The organism is Streptomyces sp. NPDC096013 (genome assembly GCF_044763565.1).
Classification (GTDB): Bacteria; Actinomycetota; Actinomycetes; order Streptomycetales; family Streptomycetaceae; genus Streptomyces.
Window position 1 is genome coordinate 110,726 of the sequence record NZ_JBIWGK010000008.1, and the last position, 19,081, is coordinate 129,806.

Annotated in this window: 14 protein-coding genes and 1 pseudogene; 9 read left to right on the top strand and 6 right to left on the bottom strand. The window is 70.8% G+C overall.

The window, feature by feature from the left end; translation table 11 throughout:
- The first annotated feature begins 49 nt into the window (after positions 1-49).
- The 8 genes from ACIRB1_RS26255 to ACIRB1_RS26290 all read left to right on the top strand — a co-directional run bounded on the left by ACIRB1_RS26255 (position 50) and on the right by ACIRB1_RS26290 (position 11,511).
- Entirely contained in the window at positions 50-1,051 is a 1,002-nt protein-coding gene (locus ACIRB1_RS26255; RefSeq protein WP_403467204.1) for a streptomycin biosynthesis protein, read from the top strand.
- A 276-nt stretch (positions 1,052-1,327) separates the two neighbouring features.
- The gene (locus tag ACIRB1_RS26260; RefSeq protein WP_403467205.1) at positions 1,328-4,042 is read left to right on the top strand and encodes an AAA family ATPase; all 2,715 of its coding nucleotides are present in this window, start codon (positions 1,328-1,330) and stop codon (positions 4,040-4,042) included.
- A 163-nt stretch (positions 4,043-4,205) separates the two neighbouring features.
- Positions 4,206-6,476 (top strand): aminotransferase class I/II-fold pyridoxal phosphate-dependent enzyme, encoded by a 2,271-nt coding sequence (locus ACIRB1_RS26265; protein WP_403467206.1) that lies wholly within the window; start codon positions 4,206-4,208, stop codon positions 6,474-6,476.
- Positions 6,477-6,582: 106 nt separating this feature from the next.
- Complete coding sequence (gene dpgA / locus ACIRB1_RS26270) at positions 6,583-7,731, top strand: 3,5-dihydroxyphenylacetyl-CoA synthase DpgA (protein ID WP_403467391.1); 1,149 nt, start codon at positions 6,583-6,585, stop codon at positions 7,729-7,731.
- Positions 7,732-7,748: 17 nt separating this feature from the next.
- On the top strand, positions 7,749-8,411 hold the full coding sequence (gene dpgB / locus ACIRB1_RS26275; RefSeq protein ID WP_403467207.1) for an enoyl-CoA-hydratase DpgB: 663 nt from the start codon (positions 7,749-7,751) through the stop codon (positions 8,409-8,411).
- Between the two features lie 49 nt (positions 8,412-8,460).
- The gene (gene dpgC / locus ACIRB1_RS26280; RefSeq protein ID WP_403467208.1) at positions 8,461-9,768 is read left to right on the top strand and encodes a (3,5-dihydroxyphenyl)acetyl-CoA 1,2-dioxygenase DpgC; all 1,308 of its coding nucleotides are present in this window, start codon (positions 8,461-8,463) and stop codon (positions 9,766-9,768) included.
- Positions 9,765-10,571, top strand: coding sequence for an enoyl-CoA-hydratase DpgD (dpgD, locus tag ACIRB1_RS26285; protein ID WP_403467209.1), 807 nt, complete (start codon positions 9,765-9,767; stop codon positions 10,569-10,571). The genes dpgC and dpgD overlap by 4 nt, the downstream gene beginning before the upstream one ends.
- Before the next feature lie 127 nt (positions 10,572-10,698).
- Positions 10,699-11,511 carry an alpha/beta fold hydrolase gene (locus ACIRB1_RS26290; RefSeq protein WP_403467210.1) on the top strand — a complete coding sequence of 271 codons (813 nt, stop codon included), beginning with the start codon at positions 10,699-10,701 and terminating at the stop codon, positions 11,509-11,511.
- On the opposite strand, the pseudogene ACIRB1_RS26295 reads toward ACIRB1_RS26290, so the two are convergent.
- Positions 11,492-11,847 (bottom strand): annotated as a pseudogene (locus ACIRB1_RS26295) (STAS domain-containing protein); the annotation flags it as partial. The gene ACIRB1_RS26290 and the pseudogene ACIRB1_RS26295 sit on opposite strands and share 20 nt — an antisense overlap.
- Positions 11,848-11,850: 3 nt before the next feature.
- Between ACIRB1_RS26295 and ACIRB1_RS26300 the strand changes: the two are divergent.
- Positions 11,851-12,018 (top strand): hypothetical protein, encoded by a 168-nt coding sequence (locus ACIRB1_RS26300; protein WP_403467399.1) that lies wholly within the window; start codon positions 11,851-11,853, stop codon positions 12,016-12,018.
- A 363-nt stretch (positions 12,019-12,381) separates the two neighbouring features.
- Here ACIRB1_RS26300 and adh read toward each other — a convergent pair whose 3' ends face one another.
- The 5 genes from adh to ACIRB1_RS26325 all read right to left on the bottom strand — a co-directional run bounded on the left by adh (position 12,382) and on the right by ACIRB1_RS26325 (position 18,993).
- Positions 12,382-13,905 (bottom strand): aldehyde dehydrogenase, encoded by a 1,524-nt coding sequence (adh, locus tag ACIRB1_RS26305; RefSeq protein ID WP_352179364.1) that lies wholly within the window; start codon positions 13,903-13,905, stop codon positions 12,382-12,384.
- A gap of 386 nt (positions 13,906-14,291) precedes the next feature.
- Positions 14,292-15,569, bottom strand: a complete 1,278-nt coding sequence (locus ACIRB1_RS26310) for a GAF domain-containing protein (RefSeq protein ID WP_403467211.1) — start codon at positions 15,567-15,569, stop codon at positions 14,292-14,294.
- A gap of 219 nt (positions 15,570-15,788) precedes the next feature.
- Positions 15,789-16,388 (bottom strand): N-acetylmuramoyl-L-alanine amidase, encoded by a 600-nt coding sequence (locus ACIRB1_RS26315; protein ID WP_403467212.1) that lies wholly within the window; start codon positions 16,386-16,388, stop codon positions 15,789-15,791.
- Positions 16,389-16,480: 92 nt separating this feature from the next.
- Positions 16,481-17,494: an acetamidase/formamidase family protein gene (locus ACIRB1_RS26320; RefSeq protein WP_352179361.1), complete on the bottom strand. Its 1,014-nt coding sequence runs from the start codon at positions 17,492-17,494 to the stop codon at positions 16,481-16,483.
- On the bottom strand, positions 17,491-18,993 hold the full coding sequence (locus tag ACIRB1_RS26325) for an APC family permease (RefSeq protein ID WP_403467213.1): 1,503 nt from the start codon (positions 18,991-18,993) through the stop codon (positions 17,491-17,493). The genes ACIRB1_RS26320 and ACIRB1_RS26325 overlap by 4 nt, the downstream gene beginning before the upstream one ends.
- Between the last annotated feature and the right edge of the window lie 88 nt (positions 18,994-19,081).

Here is a 19,081-nt window from a genome sequence, read left to right on the forward strand (position 1 = left end):
TCGTGGACGGCGACGCTCTCGCAGCGGCGGGGGTATGTGAGGAGCTGGGGTGGAGTCCGAGGGGGCCATAGGGGAACAGCCCGTCGTGGAGGTCGAGATCGGCTCGTTGAGCCTGTCCGGATCACCGCGGCTGGCCGGAGAGAGTCTGGAGCACATACAAGTACTCGTGGCGGCGCGGAACCCGCTGCCACCGATCACGGTGCACCGGCCGACGATGCGGGTCATCGACGGCTACCACCGGTTGAAAGCCGTCCGGCTGCGCGGCGAGAGCAGGATCGCGGCCCGGTTCTTCGACGGGGACGAAACGGCGGCCTTCGTCCTGTCGGTGCGGCTCAACGTCACGCACGGCCTGCCGCTGGCGCTCGCCGACCGCAAGCGTGCCGCCGAGCGCATCATCGTCGCCCATCCCCAGTGGTCGGACCGCAGGGTGGCCTCGGTCACCGGCATCGCCCCGGGGACCGTCGGCGACATCCGCAAGCGGGTCGTCCGGGCGCCGGGTCCGGAGGGGCGCCGGCTCGGCAGGGACGGCAGGATGCGGCCGGTCGACGGCAGCAACGGCCGCATCCTCGCCGGTGAGCTGCTCGCCGAGAACCCGGACCTCTCGCTGCGGCAGGTAGCCCGGGCGGCGGGCATCTCCCCGGAGACCGCCCGGGACGTCCGCAACCGGCTGGGCAACGGCGAGGGCCCGCTGCCCCGGCACCGCAGACGGGAGACCGCACCGGACGAGGAGCAGGCCGTGGAAGGGGAGTTCGGGGCGCTGAGACTGGCCCGGCCGGGGCAGCGGCCCCGGCAGGTCGTGGCGCCGGCCTCGGACCACGCCGTGCTGATCAAGCGGCTCATGGCCGACCCGGCACTGCGCTTCAGCGAGACCGGCCGCAATCTGCTGCGCCTGCTCGCCCTGCACACCCTGCGCAAGGAGGAGTGGGAGGCGATCATCAGCAACGTGCCGCCGCACTGCAGCGACATCGTGGCCGACCTCGCCCGGCAGTTCGCCGACCTGTGGTCGGAGTTCGCCGAGCGGGTCGGGGAGGACGTCGCGCAGATCGGCTGAGCCCGCGCCCGGACAGAGGGGGCCGTCGCGAAAGGTGCCGCTTTCGCGACGGCCCCCGGCCATGTGCGGGGCCGTAGAAAGTGGCATGAATCATTCCGTTCCTCACCGGGAGGGGTTGCGCATTTCTTTTTTAATTTTCCATGAATTCCCGAGCGTTCAATGTCTGAAAATAACCCCCAATTCCCTGGCCGAGTGACCGAAAGTCAGCCCGTGTCGGCGTGAATGAGACGCTATCCTGAGTTGCGCTGACTGATCGGCGAAGGTACGGGGGTGCCTGTGAAGCTCAGTGAAAGGGACGGAGAACTCGGTCTGTTACGACGTCTCTACAGTGGTTGTGTGGCCGGAAAGGGTTCCTTGGTCATTGCCAATGGACCTGTGGGGTGCGGCAAGACCGCGTTGATCCAGACATTCGTCGGGCAGGTGACGGAGCAGGGGGGCGCCGTCCTGTCGGTGTCCGGTTCCGCGAGTGAGAGCCTCGACAGACTCGGACTCATCGACCAGCTGGTCACCGCGATGGGTGCGGCGGACCTCGCCGAGGTCGCGACAGCGGCGGAGGCGAGCGGACGGGTGCCGCGCGCGCTGATGCGGCGCGTCTACCGGGCCGTCGCCGAACTCGCCGGGAAACAGCCGCTCGTCCTCCATGTCGACGACGTGCACTTCGCCGACGAGGCATCGCTGCAGTGCCTGAGGTATCTCGTACGGCGCATCGACTCGCTGGCCGTCCTGGTCGTCCTGACCGAGAGTTCCAGCCATGAACAGGCACTCGCCACGCTCCACGCGGAGACGCTCCACCTGCCCCACTGCCATCGGATCCGGCTCGGTCCGCTCTCGGCCGAGGGGGTCGCCCGATACCTGACGGATCATCCGGCGACGCGTTCGGTGGAGCCCGAGACCGTCGAGCTGTGGGCGCGGACCAGCGGGGGGAACCCGCTGCTGCTGGACGCCCTGATCGAGGACTTCGCCGGACAGGGGACGGCGCAGACCGCGGGGCGGGGTGCCCCGGCGCCGTGCGAGTCGTTCGGGAACGCCTTTCTGCGCTGCCTCCACCGCTGCGAGCCGACCCTGCTCGCCGTCGCGCGCGCCGCCGCCGTCCTCGGCAGATCCGTGACACCCGCCCTCATCGGCGACCTCCTCGGGGCGGACGCGACCTCCGTACGCCGGAGCGTCACCGACCTGCGCGCGGCCGGGCTGTTCTCCGGCTCGTGGTTCGGCCACGAGCGCGCCCGGCTGACCGTCCTCGCGGACATTCCCGGCAAGGACCTCCCGGCCCTGCGCGCCCGGGCCGCCGAACTGCTCCGCGAGAGCGGTGCGCCCGCCGGGGTGGTGGCCGAACAACTGCTGGCCGGCCACGACTCGGCGCAGGCCGGCTGGCACCCCGACATCCTCCGGGAGGCCGCGCGCGAGGCCCTGGCGTTGGGAGACATGGATGCCGGCGTCGACTATCTGCGGCACGCCTCCGGACTCTGCACGGACGCCAACCAGGAGGCGGAGGTGATCGCTGCCCTCGCGGAGGCGCAGTGGCTCATCGACCCCGCGAAGGCGTCCCGCTACCTCCCGCAGCTCAGCCGCATGGTGCGCGCCGGGTTGCTCACCGGGTCCGACGCCCTGGTCGTGGTGAAGCAGAAGGTGTGGCGCGGCGAGTTCGCCCAGGCCGAGGACCTGCTGCGGATCATCGAGGCACGGGAGGGCGCCGGCGAGGGGAACGCCTGGGACGGAGCGGGCTACTCGCGGGCCGTCATCCGCTCGGACCACACCCTCGTCCGGGTGTGGCTGTCCTTCTGCTGCCCCGGCCTGCGGCGCGGCACCACGATGTCACCACGCACCTTCGTCAGGCTCTCGGCCGACCTCGTCGAACTCGGCAAGGACCCGGCCCCCGACGAACTGCTGCGCGGCACCGGCCGGGCCGGGCCGTTCGCGGACACGCTGGTGGCGCTGATCTTCCTGATCGGGGCCCAGCGGCTGGACGAGGCGCTGCTCTGGTCGGAGCGGCTGCTGGACGAGCCCCGCAACCGGCGCGCCCCCATGCGGCGGGCGTTCCTGGAGACGATCCGAGCGGCCGCGGCCCTGAGCCGGGGCGACGCCGCCCACGCGGGCGAGGCCGCCGGTACCGCGCTGAGCCTGGTCGGCCCGGAGGCCTGGGGCATCGCGATCGGTCTGCCGCTGGCCCTGGCGATCCGCGCGGCGACCGAGAGCGGCGATGTCGACACGGCCAGGACCTACCTCGACCTGCCCGTGCCCATGGTCATGTTCGGCACCCCCTTCGCGCTGCCCTACCTCCAGGCCCTCGGCCGCTTCCACCTCGCGCTGGGCCGGCCGCGCGCCGCCCTGCGGGACTTCGAGTCGTGCGGCGAGCTGATGACGAAGTGGCGGCTCGACGCACCGGAACTCGTGGACTGGCGCAACGACGCGGTCGCCGCCCTCATCGCCATGGGCGATCACCGGCGGGCCCGGGAGCGGGTCGAGGAACATCTCGCCCGGCTCGGTGAGCGGCCCACCCGCGCCCGAGGCATCGCGCTGCGCCACCTCGCGGCGGTTGGCCCGTCCCGGAACCGGCTGCGGCTGCTCCAGGAGGCGGTACAGATCCTCGAAACCTGCGGCGACGGGCTGGAGTCGAAGCGCGCCCGGGCCGAGGAGGAAGCCGCGCGGCGGGCGGAGGAGCAGACCACAGAGCTCGGGCGCGAGCACCCGCTGGGCGCGCTGTGGGACGCTCCGTCCCCGCCGGTACGGGGCGCGGTCCCGGCGGGCGCCGCCGACACGGACGCGGTGCCTCCGGCGCTGGCCGAACTCACCGAGGCGGAACGCCGGGTCGGAGCCCTCGCTGCGTCCGGCCGCACGAACCGCGAGATCGCCGACTTGCTCTCCATAACGGTCAGTACGGTGGAACAGCATCTCACGAAAATATATCGGAAATTGAAGGTGCGCGGCAGAGCGGATCTTCCGATGTCACTCGTGCGTTTTTCCGAGGTCGCTTGCCCTCCGCACGGACGGTGAAAAGAAACGGCCTCGCATCCGTCGGTCGGTTCCCCGTCCAAGTCAACTCCCCGTCCAAGTGGCGGTTTCGGACCGTTGGACAGTGTTGTGGTGAGGATTACGACCGTGTGATCCTGAATGCCGAATCAGCCTTCCAATAACCGATTTCGCCGGGAGGAATTCCATGGCCGGACGGAGCCTCGACGACTATGCGCGACTGGCCCGGAAAGGATTCGATCACCTTCTCGCGGAATCCCTGGAAGCCGCCGACCGGGCGTCCGAGGCGAACAGGGCGGCCTTCGACCTGACCGGTCTGCGGCCGACCAGGTCCACCCGGCCCGGGCCACCCGACACCACCACCAAGATCCTGGACCGCCCCTGGGCCGCGCCGATCGCCGTCGGCCCGCTCACCGGACTCGCCCGGCCGGCGGACGAGCCCGCCGTGCTGCGGGCGGCCGACGCGGCGGGACTCCCCGTGGTGGTCGACATGGTCGCCCCGGACGACCTCGCGTACCCGGTGCCGGCCGACGACGGGCCGCGGTGGCTCCGCACCTACGGCCACCGGGAGCCCGGTGACATCGAGCGGTCGGTGGCCGACGCGGAGCGTGCCGGGTTCGCCGCACTCCTTCTCTCTCTGGGGTCCCCGGGACTCTCTCTGGGGTCCCAGGGACGCGACCGACTCGCGCGCCCCGATGCTCCCCACGCGGACTGGGCCGACGTGGAGCGGCTGCGCGCCACGTCCACGCTGCCGCTGCTCGTCGCAGGTGTACGCACCGCCGCCGACGCCTCCCGCGCGTTCGATACCGGGGCCGACGGCATCGTCACCGACGCGCTGGACGCGCTGCCCGACCTGGCCGCGGTCGCGGGCACGCACCGGCCCGTTCTGCTCGGCGGCGGCATCCGCCGGGGCGCCGACATCCTGGTCTCCCTGGCCGCGGGGGCCGACGCGGTCCTCGTGGGACGGCTGGTGCTGGAGGGGCTGATCGTCGACGGGGAGGCAGGCGTCACCGAGGTGCTGGGCGCTCTCGTGCGCGAGCTGGAGGAGGCGATGACGTTCACCGGAACCGCCTCGATCGCCGAGACCCGCGCCGACAGCCTCCGTAACGGACACGGTCTGCCGGCCCCCGTACGCCCGACGGGCACCCCGATCGGTGCCGCGGGCACCCTGCGCAAGGACGACCTCCACCCCAGCCTCTCCGACCCCGTCCTGGACACCATGACCTTCCTCAACGAGGTCACCCACCGCTACCCGGACGCCGTGTCCTTCGCGCCCGGGCGGCCCTACGACGGGTTCTTCGACACCGAGCAGATCTTCACGTACCTGCGCCGCTACCTGGACCATCTGGCCGCGCAGGGGCACAGCGAGCAGGACATCCGCACCGCGATGTACCAGTACGGGCCCACCGCCGGCCAGATCCGTGAGATCGTCGCCGACTCGCTGCGCGCGGACGAGGGCATCGACGTTCCGGCGGAGTCGATCGTCATCACGGTCGGCGCGCAGGAGGCCATGCTCCTGGTGGTGCGGGCCCTCACCGCCGGCCCCGACGACGTGCTCCTCGCGGCGAGCCCCTGCTACGTCGGCATCACCGGCGCGGCCCGCCTGCTGGGCGTGCCGGTGACGGCCGTGGAGGAGCGGGAGGACGGGTTCTCCTGCGCCGATCTGGAGGCCGCGATCGTGCGGGAGCGCGCCCGGGGACGGCGGCCGCGGGCCCTCTACGTGATTCCCGACCACTCCAACCCGTCGGGCACCACGATGGACGCGCCGACGCGCGCCGCGCTGCTGGAGACGGCGGAGCGCCACGGCATCCTCCTCATCGAGGACAGCCCCTACCGCAGGGTGAGCCCCGGGATGCCGCTGCCCACGCTCAAGTCCATGGACCGTTCGCGGAGCGTCGTCCACCTGGGCTCGTTCGCCAAGACGGTCTTCCCCGGCGCCCGGGTCGGCTTCGCGGTCGCCGACCAGCAGGTGGTCGACGCGTCGGGCCCGACCGGCCTCCTGGCCGACGAACTCGCCAAGATCAAGAGCATGGTGACGGTCAACACCTCGTCCCTGAGCCAGGCCGCGGTGGCGGGAGCCCTGCTGGCTGGCGAGGGCCGGATCTCCGAGATGAACGCGGAACCGGCGGCCTATTACGGCAACGCCATGCGGACCACGCTGCGCAATCTCGACGCCCGTCTCCCGGCGGCCCGGCGTGCCGCTCTGGGCGTGCGCTGGAACGAACCGACCGGAGGTTTCTTCCTCACGGTCCAGGTCCCCTTCCGGGCGGACAACGCGGCGTTGACCCGGTCCGCCCAGGAATTCGGCGTCATCTGGACCCCGATGAACTACTTCTATCCGCAGGGCGGCGGCCATCAGGCCCTCCGTCTCTCCACCAGCTATCTGACAACGGCCGAAATCGAAGAGGGCACCGCTCGGCTCGCGCGGTTCATCGAGGCGCAGTCCTCGGCGTCGTGAATTCTCCGGGAAAGGCGAAGCACGTGATCGGGAACAGCAATGCACGGATACCGCGGTCGAAGCCGCGCATGTGGGGGTGGACTTTTCGATGACCATCAATCTGGACCTGCCGGAAGGACTGGAGACCGACGTCCTGGCGGACGATTTCCCGCGGCCCGTCGTCCTGACCGGTGACGGCGCCCTGAAGACGCCGTACCGGCCGCGGATCGTCGGGGTGGGGACCGCCACGTCGGCCGCCGCCTACTCCCAGCAGGAGGTGCTCGACGCCTTCCGCATCACCGACCCGAAGATCCAGTCGGTCTTCGCCAACAGCGCCATCGACCGGCGCCACCTGACCCTGCCGGAACCGGACGCCGACGGTGTCCGCGCCCCCGAGCCGCAGGGCGACCTCCTCGACAAGCACAAGGCCATGGCGACGGAGATGGGCGCCGAGGCACTGCGCGCCTGTCTGAAGCGGGCCGGCGCCGAACTCTCCGATCTGCGCCACCTGTGCTGCGTGTCCTCCACCGGCTTCCTCACCCCCGGCCTGAGCGCCCTGATGATCCGCGAACTGGGCATCGACCGGCACTGCAGTCGCAGCGACATCGTCGGCATGGGCTGCAACGCGGGGCTCAACGCGCTGAACGTCGTGGCCGGCTGGTCCGCCGCCCACCCGGGCGAACTCGCCGTCGTCCTCTGCACGGAGGCCTGCTCAGCGGCGTACGCGATGGACTCCTCGATGCGGACCGCGGTCGTCAACAGCCTCTTCGGAGACGGCGCCGGAGCGATCGCCCTGAGGTCCGGCCCCGGCGACGAGGCGTCCGGCACGGCCGAGGGACCGACCCTCCTGAAGTTCGCCAGCTGCATCATCCCCGAGGCGATCGGCGCGATGCGCTACGACTGGGACCGCGACCTGGACCGCTTCAGCTTCTACCTCGACCCGCAGATCCCCTACGTCGTCGGTGCGCACGCCGAGATCGTGGTCGACCGTCTGCTCCAGGACACAGGCCTGCGCAGGAGCGACATCCGCCACTGGCTCGTGCACTCCGGCGGCAAGAAGGTGATCGACGCGGTCGTCGTGAACCTCGGCCTGACCCGCCACGACCTGCGCCACACCGTCGGCGTCCTGCGGGACTACGGCAACGTGTCGAGCGGATCGTTCCTTTTCTCGTACGAACGCCTCCTCGACGAGCAGGTGACACGACCCGGCGACTACGGCGTGCTCATGACCATGGGCCCGGGGTCCACGCTCGAGACGGCGCTGGTCCAGTGGTGACGACAGGAGAGAGCGCAGTGAGTGACGTAAGTGCCGTGCCGACACTGGCCGTTGACGGATCCAGGCCGCTGTCGATCAGAACCGTCAAGGACCTCACCGCCCTGTGCGACGAGGTGGAGGACCGGGGCGGGGCCGCGTTCCTGCGGGTCACCGGCGCACCCGCACCGGGCTGGGCCGAGGGGCTGGACGTCGCGCTCGTCACCAAGTGGGAACGGGGGCTGCGGAGGTTCGAACGGCTGCCCGGGGCGACCGTCGCGATCGCGGCCGGCGACTGCGGCGGAGCCGCCCTCGATGCCTTCCTCACCGCCGACATCCGGATCGCGACGCGCGACAGCCGTCTCCTGCTGTCCTTCGACGGGGAGGCCACCTGGCCCGGCATGGCCGCGTTCCGGCTCGCCCGCCTGGCCGGCGCCGCGCGCGCCCGCCGTGCCGTCCTGTTCGGGGACCCGATCCCGGCGCCCGAGGCGCTGAGGTGGGGCATAGCCGACGAGCTGACCGAAGCACCGGACACCGCGGCGGCCGCCGCCGTCCAGCGCTGCGAGGGCCTCTCCGGCAAGGAACTCGCCCTACGGCGCCAGCTGCTCCTCGACGCGATGACGGTCAGCTTCGAGGACGCCCTCGGCCCGCACCTGGCGGCCTGCGACCGGGCTCTGCGGCGCGGTGTCGAGGAGGCCGCGTGATGACGCGGCCCAGCCATGGACTCGCCGGTGCGGAAGGCGGGGCGGTGGCATGACGACCGCCCTGCTGGAGCAGGAGACCGCGCGAGCGGAGTGGTCGGCGCTGACCGAGGCCGTCGAGCGCGTGGACAAGACGCTGGCGTCGCTGCCGTATCCGACGCGCCGCACACCAGAACAGCGGGACCTCGCCGAGGCGGTGAAGAACCGGGCCCGCGCCCTGCGCGCCCGGTTCCTGGACGGGTACGGCGACGCCGTGTACGACCGGGTCACCGAGGGGCGTACCCGCGGCCTGCGGATCGACGAACTGGTCGCGGCCGCGGCGACCGCCTTCCCCGGCCTGGTGCCGGACGCCGGCCGGCTCGCGCAGGAACGGAGCCGCCCACAGGCCGACAAGGAAGGCCACGAGATCGACCAGGGCATCTTCCTGCGGGCCGTCCTGCGGTCCCCCTCGGCCGGCCCGCACCTCCTCGACGCCATGCTCCGGCCGACGGCCCGGGCCCGACGGCTGCTGCCGGAGTTCCTGCGGACCGGTGTCGTCGAGATGGACGCCGTGCGACTCGAACGCCGCGACGGAGTCGCACGGTTGACGATGTGCCGGCACGACCGGCTCAACGCCGAGGACAACCAGCAGGTCGACGACATGGAGACGGCCGTGGACCTGGCCCTGCTCGACCCGGGCGTCCGGGTCGGCCTGCTGCGCGGAGGGGAGATGAGCCATCCCCGCTACCGCGGCAGGCGGGTGTTCAGCGCGGGCATCAACCTCAAGAACCTGAGCTCGGGTGACATCTCCCTGGTCGACTTCCTGCTGCGCCGTGAACTCGGCTACATCCACAAACTCGTCCGGGGCCTGCTCGTCGAGGACCCGGACCGGTGGCACGCGCCGTACGCCGAGAAGCCGTGGGTCGCCGCCGTCGACGGCTTCGCGATCGGCGGCGGTGCCCAGCTGCTGCTGGTGTTCGACCATGTGCTCGCCGCGTCCGACGCCTACTTGAGCCTCCCGGCCGCCAAGGAAGGGATCATCCCCGGGGTGGCCAACTTCCGCTTCAGCCGGTACGCCGGGCCCCGGTTGTCCCGCCAGGTGATCCTGGAGGGGCGCAGGATCTGGGCCTCGGAGCCGCAGGCGCGGCTGCTGGTGGACGAGGTCGTGGACCCGGGGGAGCTGGACGCCGCCGTCGAGCGGAGCCTGGAGCGCCTCGACGGCGAGGCGGTGCTCGCCAACCGGCGGATGCTCAACCTCGCCGAGGAGCCCGTCGAGGCGTTCCGCGCGTACATGGCGGAGTTCGCCCTCCAGCAGGCGCTGCGGCTGTACGGCGAGGACGTGATCCACAAAGTCGGCCGGTTCGCGGCGAGGTCGTCATGACCTCCGACGGCCGCGCTCGGGTGCGGTACGAGAAGAAGGACCACGTCGTCCGCGTCACCCTCGACCGTCCCGAGGTGCTGAACGCGATGGACCTGCGCACGCACGAGGAACTCGCCGATGTCTGGGACGACGTGGAGGCCGACGACGACATCCGCGTCGTGGTCCTCACCGGCGCGGGCGACCGGGCCTTCTCCGTCGGACAGGACCTGAAGGAACGCAGCCGCCTGGACGCCGAAGGGACCCCTCGCACGACGTTCGGCAGCAGGGGCCTGCCCGGCTGGCCCCGGCTCACCGAGCGTTTCACCCTGTCCAAACCGGTCGTGGCACGGGTCAACGGCTACGCCCTCGGCGGCGGCTTCGAGCTGGCGCTCGCCTGCGACCTCGTCATCGCCTCGCACGACGCTGTGTTCGCCCTGCCGGAGGCGCGGCTCGGGCTGATCCCGGGCGCGGGCGGCGCCTTCCGGCTCGCCCGTCAGTTGCCCCTGAAGACGGCCATGGGACATCTGCTCACCGGGCGCCCGATCGACGCGGCGACGGCGCTGCACTTCGGACTGGTCAACGAGGTCGCCAAGGACGGAGACCTGGACCGCCGGGTCGACGCCTGGACGGCCGACCTGATCCGCAGCGCGCCCTTGTCGGTGCGGGCCATCAAGGAGGCCGTGATGTGCTCGCTGGACCAGCCGCTCCCGGAGGCGTTCGCCACGAGGTACGCGTGGGAGGAACGGCGTATGCACAGCCGGGACGCCGTGGAGGGACCCCGGGCCTTCGCGGAGAAACGTGATCCCGTGTGGTCCGGCCGGTGAGGTGATCCGGGTCCGCCGACGGGGGTGAACTCGTCGGCGGACCCGGGCGGTTGGGCTTCCGAGCAGCGCGGCGGACCGTTCCGTCCGCCAGGGGCCGCCTCACAGCGGGCGGCGGAAGGACAGGACGATGCCGTTCGCACGCGTCAACGGAACAGCTCTCAGCTACGACGACCACGGCGGCCCGGGAGAGCCCGTCGTGCTGATCGCCGGCACCGGCAGCCCGGGACGGGTCTGGCGGGCCCACCAGGTTCCCGCCCTCAAGGCGGCCGGCCACCGGGTGATCACACTCGACAACCGAGGTATCCCGCCTACCGGTCCTTCCCCCGCCGGATTCACCCTCGACGACATGGCCGCGGACGTCGCCGGTCTGATCGAGCACCTGGGTGCGGGGCCCTGCCAGGTCGTGGGCCACTCGCTGGGCGGTCTCATCACGCAGGAACTCCTCCTGGCCCGGCCCGAACTCGTCACGCGGGCCGTGCTGATGGCCAGCTGCGGACGCGCGGACGCGCTGATCACCGCCATGTCGGCCGCCGACATCGAGCTGGCCGACAGCGGTGTCAAGATCCCTCCCGCCGTGTCCGCGTACCGGCAGGCCCTGCAGAACCTCTCACCACGGACCCTCAACGACGAGGACCGACTCCGGGACTGGCTCGGCATCCTGGAGCTCTCCGGCCCCGACCCGTCGACGATCCGCGCGCAACTCGGCCTGGAAGTCGTCCCGAACCGGCTTACGCACTACCGCCGCATCACCCGCCCCTGCCTCGTCATCGCCTTCCAGGACGACCTGGTCGTCCGCCCACACCTCTCACGCGAACTCGCCGCGGCCATCCCGGCGGCCGCGTACACCGAGATACCCGGCTGCGGCCACTACGGCTACCTGGAACGGCCCGACGCCGTGAACGAGGCGGTCGTCGGATTTCTCAGCGGAGCTGCCCGCTGAGGGTCTGGTGGATGCGGGCGCTGGGCTCGTTCAGACCGATGATCTCGACGGTCCTGCCGCGCTGGGCGTACTCCGCCTCGACAGCGTCGAGCGCGGCCACTGAGGAGGCGTCCCAGATGTGGGCGGCGGAGAGGCCGATGACGACCTTGTCGGCGTCGGTGGCGTAGTCGAACCGGCCGACGAGGTCGTTGGAGGCGGCGAAGAACAGTTCGCCGGTGACAGGGTGGACGACCGCGTGCGGGCCCCTGAGACCTGTACGTCGATCACGGTCTGGCCGATCATGGCGCAGCCGCCCATCCCGCCGAAGAAGCCGGTGACGCTGTTCGCGATGCCCTGGCGATGACCGAGAACGGGATCGCCTCCGGGATCAGCGCGAGGCCGACCACCAGACCGGCCAGCACCTCGGTGCGCAGCACCTTCGGCGACAACCAGGAGGGGCGACGGGAGCCGGGCATCCACGCGGCAGAGGACAGGGGGGACCGTGCGGAGGGGGACAAGACGCGATGAACTACATCGATTGCTCGGCTCACACCATCACTTGGGGGCGTGCGCGAGAGGCGGTGCTCACGGTGGATGAACATGCGCTGAACCTGGCGAAGCGGCCGTACGACCTTCCGGCATGGCGGGATCTCTTTCTGGCTCGCCTCGGGCGTGGACCCAGCGGAATGCGCGCGCAGGGCTGGGCAGAGCATCCAGGTCCTGTTCGGGTACTACGCGAAGTTCTTTCCGGAACACGCGACCACGCCCATCAGCTCATCGAGAGCTCCATGAACCGTGGGAGTAGAGGGATATTTTTCCTCGCCACTTGAGTGGCCGCAGCGAAGGGTGCCTGACGGGAGTTATCCCAGTTCAGGCACCCTTTTTGCTGCTCTAGAAGAAACCCAGCTTCTTCGGCGAGTAGCTCACGAGGAGGTTCTTGGTCTGCTGGTAGTGGTCCAGCATCATCTTGTGGTTCTCGCGCCCGATGCCGGACTGCTTGTAGCCGCCGAACGCCGCGTGCGCGGGGTACGCGTGGTAGCAGTTCGTCCACACCCGGCCCGCCTGGATCGCCCGGCCCGCGCGGTACGCCGTGTTGATGTCCCGGGTCCACACGCCGGCGCCGAGGCCGTAGAGCGTGTCGTTGGCGACTTTGATCGCGTCGTCGAAGTCGTCGAAGGACGTCACCGAGACCACCGGTCCGAAGATCTCCTCCTGGAAGATCCGCATGCGGTTGTCGCCCTCGAAGATCGTAGGCTGGACGTAGTAGCCGCCCTTCAACTCACCGTCGTAGTCGATGCGTTCGCCGCCCGTGAGGACCTTCGCGCCCTCCTGCCGACCGATGTCCAGGTAGGAGAGGATCTTCTCCAACTGGTCGTTGGAGGCCTGCGCGCCGATCATCGTGTCCGTGTCGAGCGGGTGGCCCGGCTTGATCAACTCGGTGCGGGCGACGGCCGCTTGGAGGAAGTCCGCGTAGTGCCCGCGCTGGATGAGCGCCCGCGACGGGCAGGTGCACACCTCGCCCTGGTTGAGCGCGAACATCGTGAAGCCCTCGAGCGCCTTGTCCAGGAAGTCGTCGTTCGCCGAGGACACGTCGTCGAAGAAGATGTTCGGCGACTTGCCGCCGAGTTCCAGCGTGACCGGCTTGATGTTCTCGGAGGCGTACTGCATGATCAGCCGCCCCGTCGTGGTCTCACCGGTGAACGCGACCTTTGCCACGCGCGGGCTGGACGCGAGCGGCTTGCCCGCCTCCACGCCGAAGCCGTTGACGATGTTCACCACGCCCGGCGGCAACAGGTCCGCGATCAGGCTCATCCAGTAGTGGATGGACGCCGGGGTCTGCTCGGCCGGCTTGATGACCACCGCGTTGCCCGCCGCGAGCGCCGGCGCCAGCTTCCATGTCGCCATCAGGATCGGGAAGTTCCACGGGATGATCTGCGCCACGACCCCGAGCGGCTCATGGAAGTGGTACGCCACGGTGTCGTCGTCGACCTCGCCCAGCGAACCCTCCTGCGCCCGGATCGCCCCCGCGAAGTAGCGGAAGTGGTCGATGGCGAGCGGGATGTCGGCGGCGAGGGTCTCGCGGACCGGCTTGCCGTTCTCCCAGCTCTCCGCGACCGCGAGCGGCTCCAGGTTCGCCTCCATCCGGTCGGCGATCTTGAGCAGGATGTCGGAACGCTCGGTCACCGAGGTCCGGCCCCAGCCAGGCGCCGCCGCGTGCGCCGCGTCCAACGCCCGCTCCACGTCCTCCGCGGTGCCGCGCGCGATCTCCGTGAACGGCTGCCCGTTCACCGGTGACGGGTTCTCGAAGTACTGCCCGCGGGCCGGCGGCACGTACTCGCCGCCGATGAAGTGGTCGTAGCGCGCCTGGTAGGAGACGATCGCGCCCTCGGTGCCGGGTGCCGTGTAACGGGTCATCCTGGTCTGCCTCCCGGAACAGCGCTGCCCGCCGTTGGGCAGCTCTCGGCGCGAGGCTAGGAGGCGGGACGTTGCATGTACGTTGCGCGGGAGCGGGAGCCGGAGCCGGAGCCGGAGCCGGAGCCGGAGCCGGAGCCGGAGCCGGAACGTGGCGGGGCGGGGCGGGGCGGGGTGCGGGAGCGGAGGGCGGTGGGCGGTGGGCGGTGGGCGGGAGCGGACGGAAGAGGGCGGGGTGGGGTTGGCGTTCGAGGTCGGATCGGGAGAGAGCTGCGGTGGAGAGGGCGGGCGGAATTCGAGCGATTGGCGCGGGGCGTAAAGCGGCTTGCGCCCAGCGCCAGCGCCAAGTGACCTACGCCGACCGCGTGTTACCGACATGCCGCGCTACGTCAGTGCCCCGCCCGGTGCGGCCACGCGGCCGGTGCCGCCAGCTCGGACTCCAGTGCGGCGAGTCGGGAACGCACCGGTGCCGTCGGGCGTATCGCCGCGAGCGCCCGCCAGACGTCCAGGTCGTCCTCGCCCCACGGCGCGTGCGCCCAGTCCGCCAGCAGGTCGGGATCTCGGCGGGCGATCAGCGCGGTGCGGAGACCGTCCGCGAGCCGGTCCCTGAGCCGGACCACCGCCGGGGCCTGCGAACCCGGCAGCAACGGACCGGTGTACGCCGACGCCGCTCCCGTCACCGCGCCCCCTTCCAGCCGCCGTTCGATGATCGTCACATCGGACTCGACCGGCACCGTGAGCCGGTACGGACGCGAGGCGAGCAGTCCTGGCCCCAACAGCCGTCGCAGCCGCGCCAGTTCGGCCCGCAACGTCACCGGCGGCACCGACTCGTCCTCGTACAGCGCGCACAGCAACTCGTCGCCGGTCAGCCCCTCGGGGTGCCGGGCCAGCAGTACCAGGATCTCGCTGTGCCGGCGGCTCAGCTTCACCTTGCGGCCGTCGACGCAGAGTTGGGCCTCGTCCCGGCCGAGCGCAGTCAGCTCGGGTCCGTCGACGGGTGTCTGTTCCGGTGCGAGCAGCGCCAGGTGGGACTCCGCGGCCCGCGCCACCGCCTGCACGAAGCCGAGGCTGTGCGGATGAGCCAGGCCGTCCCCGCCGGTGATGTCCACGGCACCGAGCACCCGCCCTGTGCGCGGATCGTGCACCGGAGCCGCCGCGCACGTCCACGGCTGCACTCGCCGGATGAAGTGCTCGGCCGCGAACACCTGTACCGGCCGGTCCAGGGCGACCGCCGTACCCGGTGCGTTCGTCCCGACCGCGCTCTCCGCCCAGCGCGCACCCGGCACGAAGTTCATCCCGCCCGCCTTCCGATGGGTCGCCGGATGCCCCTCGACCCACAACAGCCTGCCCTGCGCGTCGCACACCGCGAGCAGATGCTCCCCGTCCGCCGCGAACGTGCCCATCAGCTCCCGGATCAGCGGCATCACCCTCGCCAGCGGATGTTCCGCGCGATAGGCGCCCAGGTCACCGTCCGTCAGCTCCACGCTCGCCGTGCCCTCGGTGCCGACTCCGGCCCGCGCGGAACGCCGCCAGGACTCGGCCACCACCGACCGCACCGGCTGCGGCACCGTGCCGGCCGCGGCGAACGTCTCGTGCGCCCGGCGCAGCACCCGTACCCGCTCGGCAGGGTCGGCCCCCGGCTCCAGGGCCACCCATGGATCGGTCAACTCGGCCTCCCCTGAAGTCGATACGACAGCGATACCGTGGTGATATCGCGCTGACCCTGCGGTGATGCGGTCGGCGACACCGCGGCGACACGACCGCGACACGGCGCCGCAACGGATGCGGACATCGTTACTCCGCAGACCGATCCGGACAACCGTTTCGACCAGGTACGCCCCGAACGAACCGCGTCACTCTCCGAACCGGCCCGGATCCGCCTCCGCTCACGCGAAATTGACCAGCCTTATGTACCGCGTCCAATCCCAGTTCGGCCCCGGATCGGTGTGGTCGGTGCCCGGCACCTCGTAGTGCCCGATGATGTGCGCCCGGTCCTTCGGAAGCCCGTACTTCGTGCAGATCGCCGCCGTCAGCTTGGCCGACTGCTCGTACAACGCGTCGGTGAACCACTGGGGTTGGTCCACCCAGCCCTCGTGCTCGATGCCGATGCTGCGGGTGTTGTAGTCCCAGTTCCCCGCGTGCCAGGCGATGTCGGCCTCGCGGACACACTGCGCCACATGTCCGTCGGCCGAGCGCACGAGGTAGTGCGCGGACACCTTCTTCTGCGGGTTCTGGAAGATGGAGAGGGTGTTGGGATACGTCTCCTGGGTGACGTGGATGACCACGTAATCCAGGGGATAGGTGCTGGGGCGCTTGGAGGCCGTGTAGTTGGAGGTGCTCGCCGGCTGCCATTCGGCCGACGGGTAGTCGACGGCCTGGGTCTGCGCGCCGGCCTCCGCGTCGGGAAGTAACGCGTAGGGAATGGCGGCGAGGGCGGCGCCCTTCAGCAGCCATCGCCTGCTGGGGAGCGGTCGGGCCCGTTCCATGGTCGGGTGCCTTTCTGGTCAGTGCCGAGGTGCCGGGGTGCGGTGCCGTCAGTGCTGGAGTGCCCTTCAGCGCCGAGGCGTGGGAGTGCCGTTCAGCCCTGGAGTGCCGCCGCGGTCTCCCGCAGCCGTGCGTGCAGTCCGCGGTGAGTCTCGCGCGCGGGCAGCCATTCCTTACGGATCTTCGCCACACAGGTGTAGTTGGTGTCGCACACGTTGGCCAACGGCGACTCGACCGCCTGGGTTGCGAATTGGTAGGCGTCCAGTTCGCTGAAGCCGTAGTCGCGGACCAGCCAGCGCACCAGGTCGAGCTGGGAGATCCGGAACGCGTCCTCCAGCGGGCGTGCCGAACCCGTTGAGATGATGTGCGTGTCCGACTCGATGCGCGGCCAGGGCGTGGCGACCCCCTTGAGCAGTTCCACGATCACCACGGTGTTCATCGCGCACTCGACGGCGACTCCGCAGGTCTCGCCCTCGCCCTGCCGGGCATGCCCGTCACCGAGACTGAGCAGCGCTCCCTCCACGTTCACCCCGAGGTAGCAGGTGACCCCGGCCCGCATCTCCGGGGTGTCCATGTTTCCGCCGTGCGCGTCCGGAACCAGCGCCGAACGCACCTCCAGATTGGCGGGGGCCACACCCACCGTGCCGTGCATCGGGTCGAGGGGCAGCTCGACCTCGATGTCACTGTCCCGCGCGCGGAACAGCGCCGTACGGCGGGTCCGGTCCAACTGCCAGATCCAGACGGTCTCCGGAAGCGGCGGCTGCAACGTGGCCGTGGTGTGCGTCGAGGTGAGCGCCCCGAAGAGGGGGACCGTGGTCGAGGCCGCCCAGTCCCGCGCCGGTTCGATCGACACGAAGTGCACGGCGACGGTGTCGCCCGGCTCGGCGCCCTCCACATGGAAGGGGCCGGTCTGCGGGTTGAGGAACGGGAACTCGCACACCTCCGACACCAGGTCCTTCTCGGACCGCACCCGTCCCGCGAAGCAGTCCTCCGTGTACAGGTCGAGGACCGTGCCGGGCGCGATACGGGCCACGGGCGGGGCGCCGCCGAACGTCCAGGCGTACTCGCCCGGTTCGGGCCGCACCGTCAGGATCCGGGGGTCGTTCATGGCTGTACTGCTCCGTTCTGCGGATGACCGGTGGGGGCCGGTTCGTCGAGATGGACACGGGCGGTTTCGGCTATTCGCTCGGGGTGGCGTCGTAGCAGGACGAGCAGGACCACGACCCCCGCCGCCATCCAGACGCCGACGACGGGTCCGGCATAGGACACGGGCGCGGTCAGCTCGGTCACGAAGTCGAAGGCCGGGATGCCCGCGGCGGTGAGCAGGGCCGGGACGAACGCGATGATTCCGAGGAGCGGGACCAGCAGGTGCCGCAGCGGCTTGAGCAACTCGCGTCTGCGGCGCAGGAAGTAGCCCGCGCACGCCAGGTTCACGACGATGTAGACGGCGATCACGACCGTGACGATCACCGTGGCCAGGAGGAGGAACGCGGTCACCGGGTCGTAGCCGAGACCGAGGCCCAGTACGGCTCCCACCGCGACGACACTCTGGACGGCGATGCCGGCGACGGGGGAGCGATGGCGTGGGTGCAGGATGGCCAGGACGCGGGGGAGTACCCGGATGCGGGCCAGGGCGAAGGCGGTGCGGGTCGAGACGGTGGCGCACGCGTTGGCGTTGGCGATCGTCGAGTTGACCACGGCCAGGAACACCAGCACCCAGAACAGTCCGAAGGACGTGCGGGCCACGCCCTCCCAGGAGGCCGCTCCGTCGGCGCCGAATCCGCTGAAGCGGTCCGGCCCGAAGTACACGGTCATGGCGTAGGTGGTCAGCACGTAGAACAGGCCGATCCCGAGGGCCGCGCCGAGCACCGCGCGGTGCATCGTCCGGCGTGGGTCGCGTGTCTCCTCGGCGAGCGGTGCCGCGGCCTCGAATCCGGCGAAGGCGAGCACGGTGTAGACCGAACCCGCGAAGACCCCGCCGAGGCCCGAGTAGTCCTTGCCTGTGTGCGAAGTACCGAACACGGACAGGGTGTTGGCGCTGCCGGCCTTGGCGATCAGCCAGACGGCGAACACCAGGAAGACGAGGATCTCGAAGACCCCGAGGACGGTCCCGAAGCGGGCGGAGGCCCGCACTCCGAACCAGCCCGCCGCCGCGATGACCACGGCACCCGCGAGCGCCCACGGCCACCACAGGCTCTCCGGATACGAGTTCCACTCCTGGTGCAGGGTGCCCGCCGTGGTGAAGCCGAGCTGGAGGAGCAGCAGGGGTGGGATCAGCGCCTCCACGAAGACATAGCCCCAGCCGGCCAGGAAGCAGACGGCCGGATGCAGTCCCTGTGCCGCATAGGTGGCCACCGACCCCGCGGCGGGCATTTCGCGGGCCAGCTCGGCGACGCAGGACGCGGTGAACAGGCAGGCCACCAGCGCGATCAGTACCGACAGGGGGAGGCTTCCGCCCGCGAAGGCCGCGCCCGACGGGATCGACGCGGCGACCGCCGCGGCCGGCGCCATCGCCGTGACGCTCTGGAAAAGGACCTCGCGCAGCCCGACGGCATCCCGTCGCAGCCCCGGAACCGTCTCCTGCCCTCGTACTGTCTCCCCCGACACGTGAATCCCCCCTCGTCCACCGGCATCCGCACGCCCTCGTCACGACTCGACGGCTGCGCCTCGCGTGAATCACGGTACGGCGCTTGCG

Coding starts and splice junctions, on each gene's coding strand:
- adh (WP_352179364.1), bottom strand. CDS start 13,905: ATGACCCGTTACACGGCACCCGGCACCGAGGGCGCGATCGTCTCCTAC.
- ACIRB1_RS26300 (WP_403467399.1), top strand. CDS start 11,851: ATGACCGAGAACGGGATCGCCTCCGGGATCAGCGCGAGGCCGACCACC.
- dpgC (WP_403467208.1), top strand. CDS start 8,461: ATGACGACCGCCCTGCTGGAGCAGGAGACCGCGCGAGCGGAGTGGTCG.
- dpgD (WP_403467209.1), top strand. CDS start 9,765: ATGACCTCCGACGGCCGCGCTCGGGTGCGGTACGAGAAGAAGGACCAC.
- ACIRB1_RS26320 (WP_352179361.1), bottom strand. CDS start 17,494: ATGAACGACCCCCGGATCCTGACGGTGCGGCCCGAACCGGGCGAGTAC.
- ACIRB1_RS26290 (WP_403467210.1), top strand. CDS start 10,699: ATGCCGTTCGCACGCGTCAACGGAACAGCTCTCAGCTACGACGACCAC.
- ACIRB1_RS26315 (WP_403467212.1), bottom strand. CDS start 16,388: ATGGAACGGGCCCGACCGCTCCCCAGCAGGCGATGGCTGCTGAAGGGC.
- ACIRB1_RS26265 (WP_403467206.1), top strand. CDS start 4,206: ATGGCCGGACGGAGCCTCGACGACTATGCGCGACTGGCCCGGAAAGGA.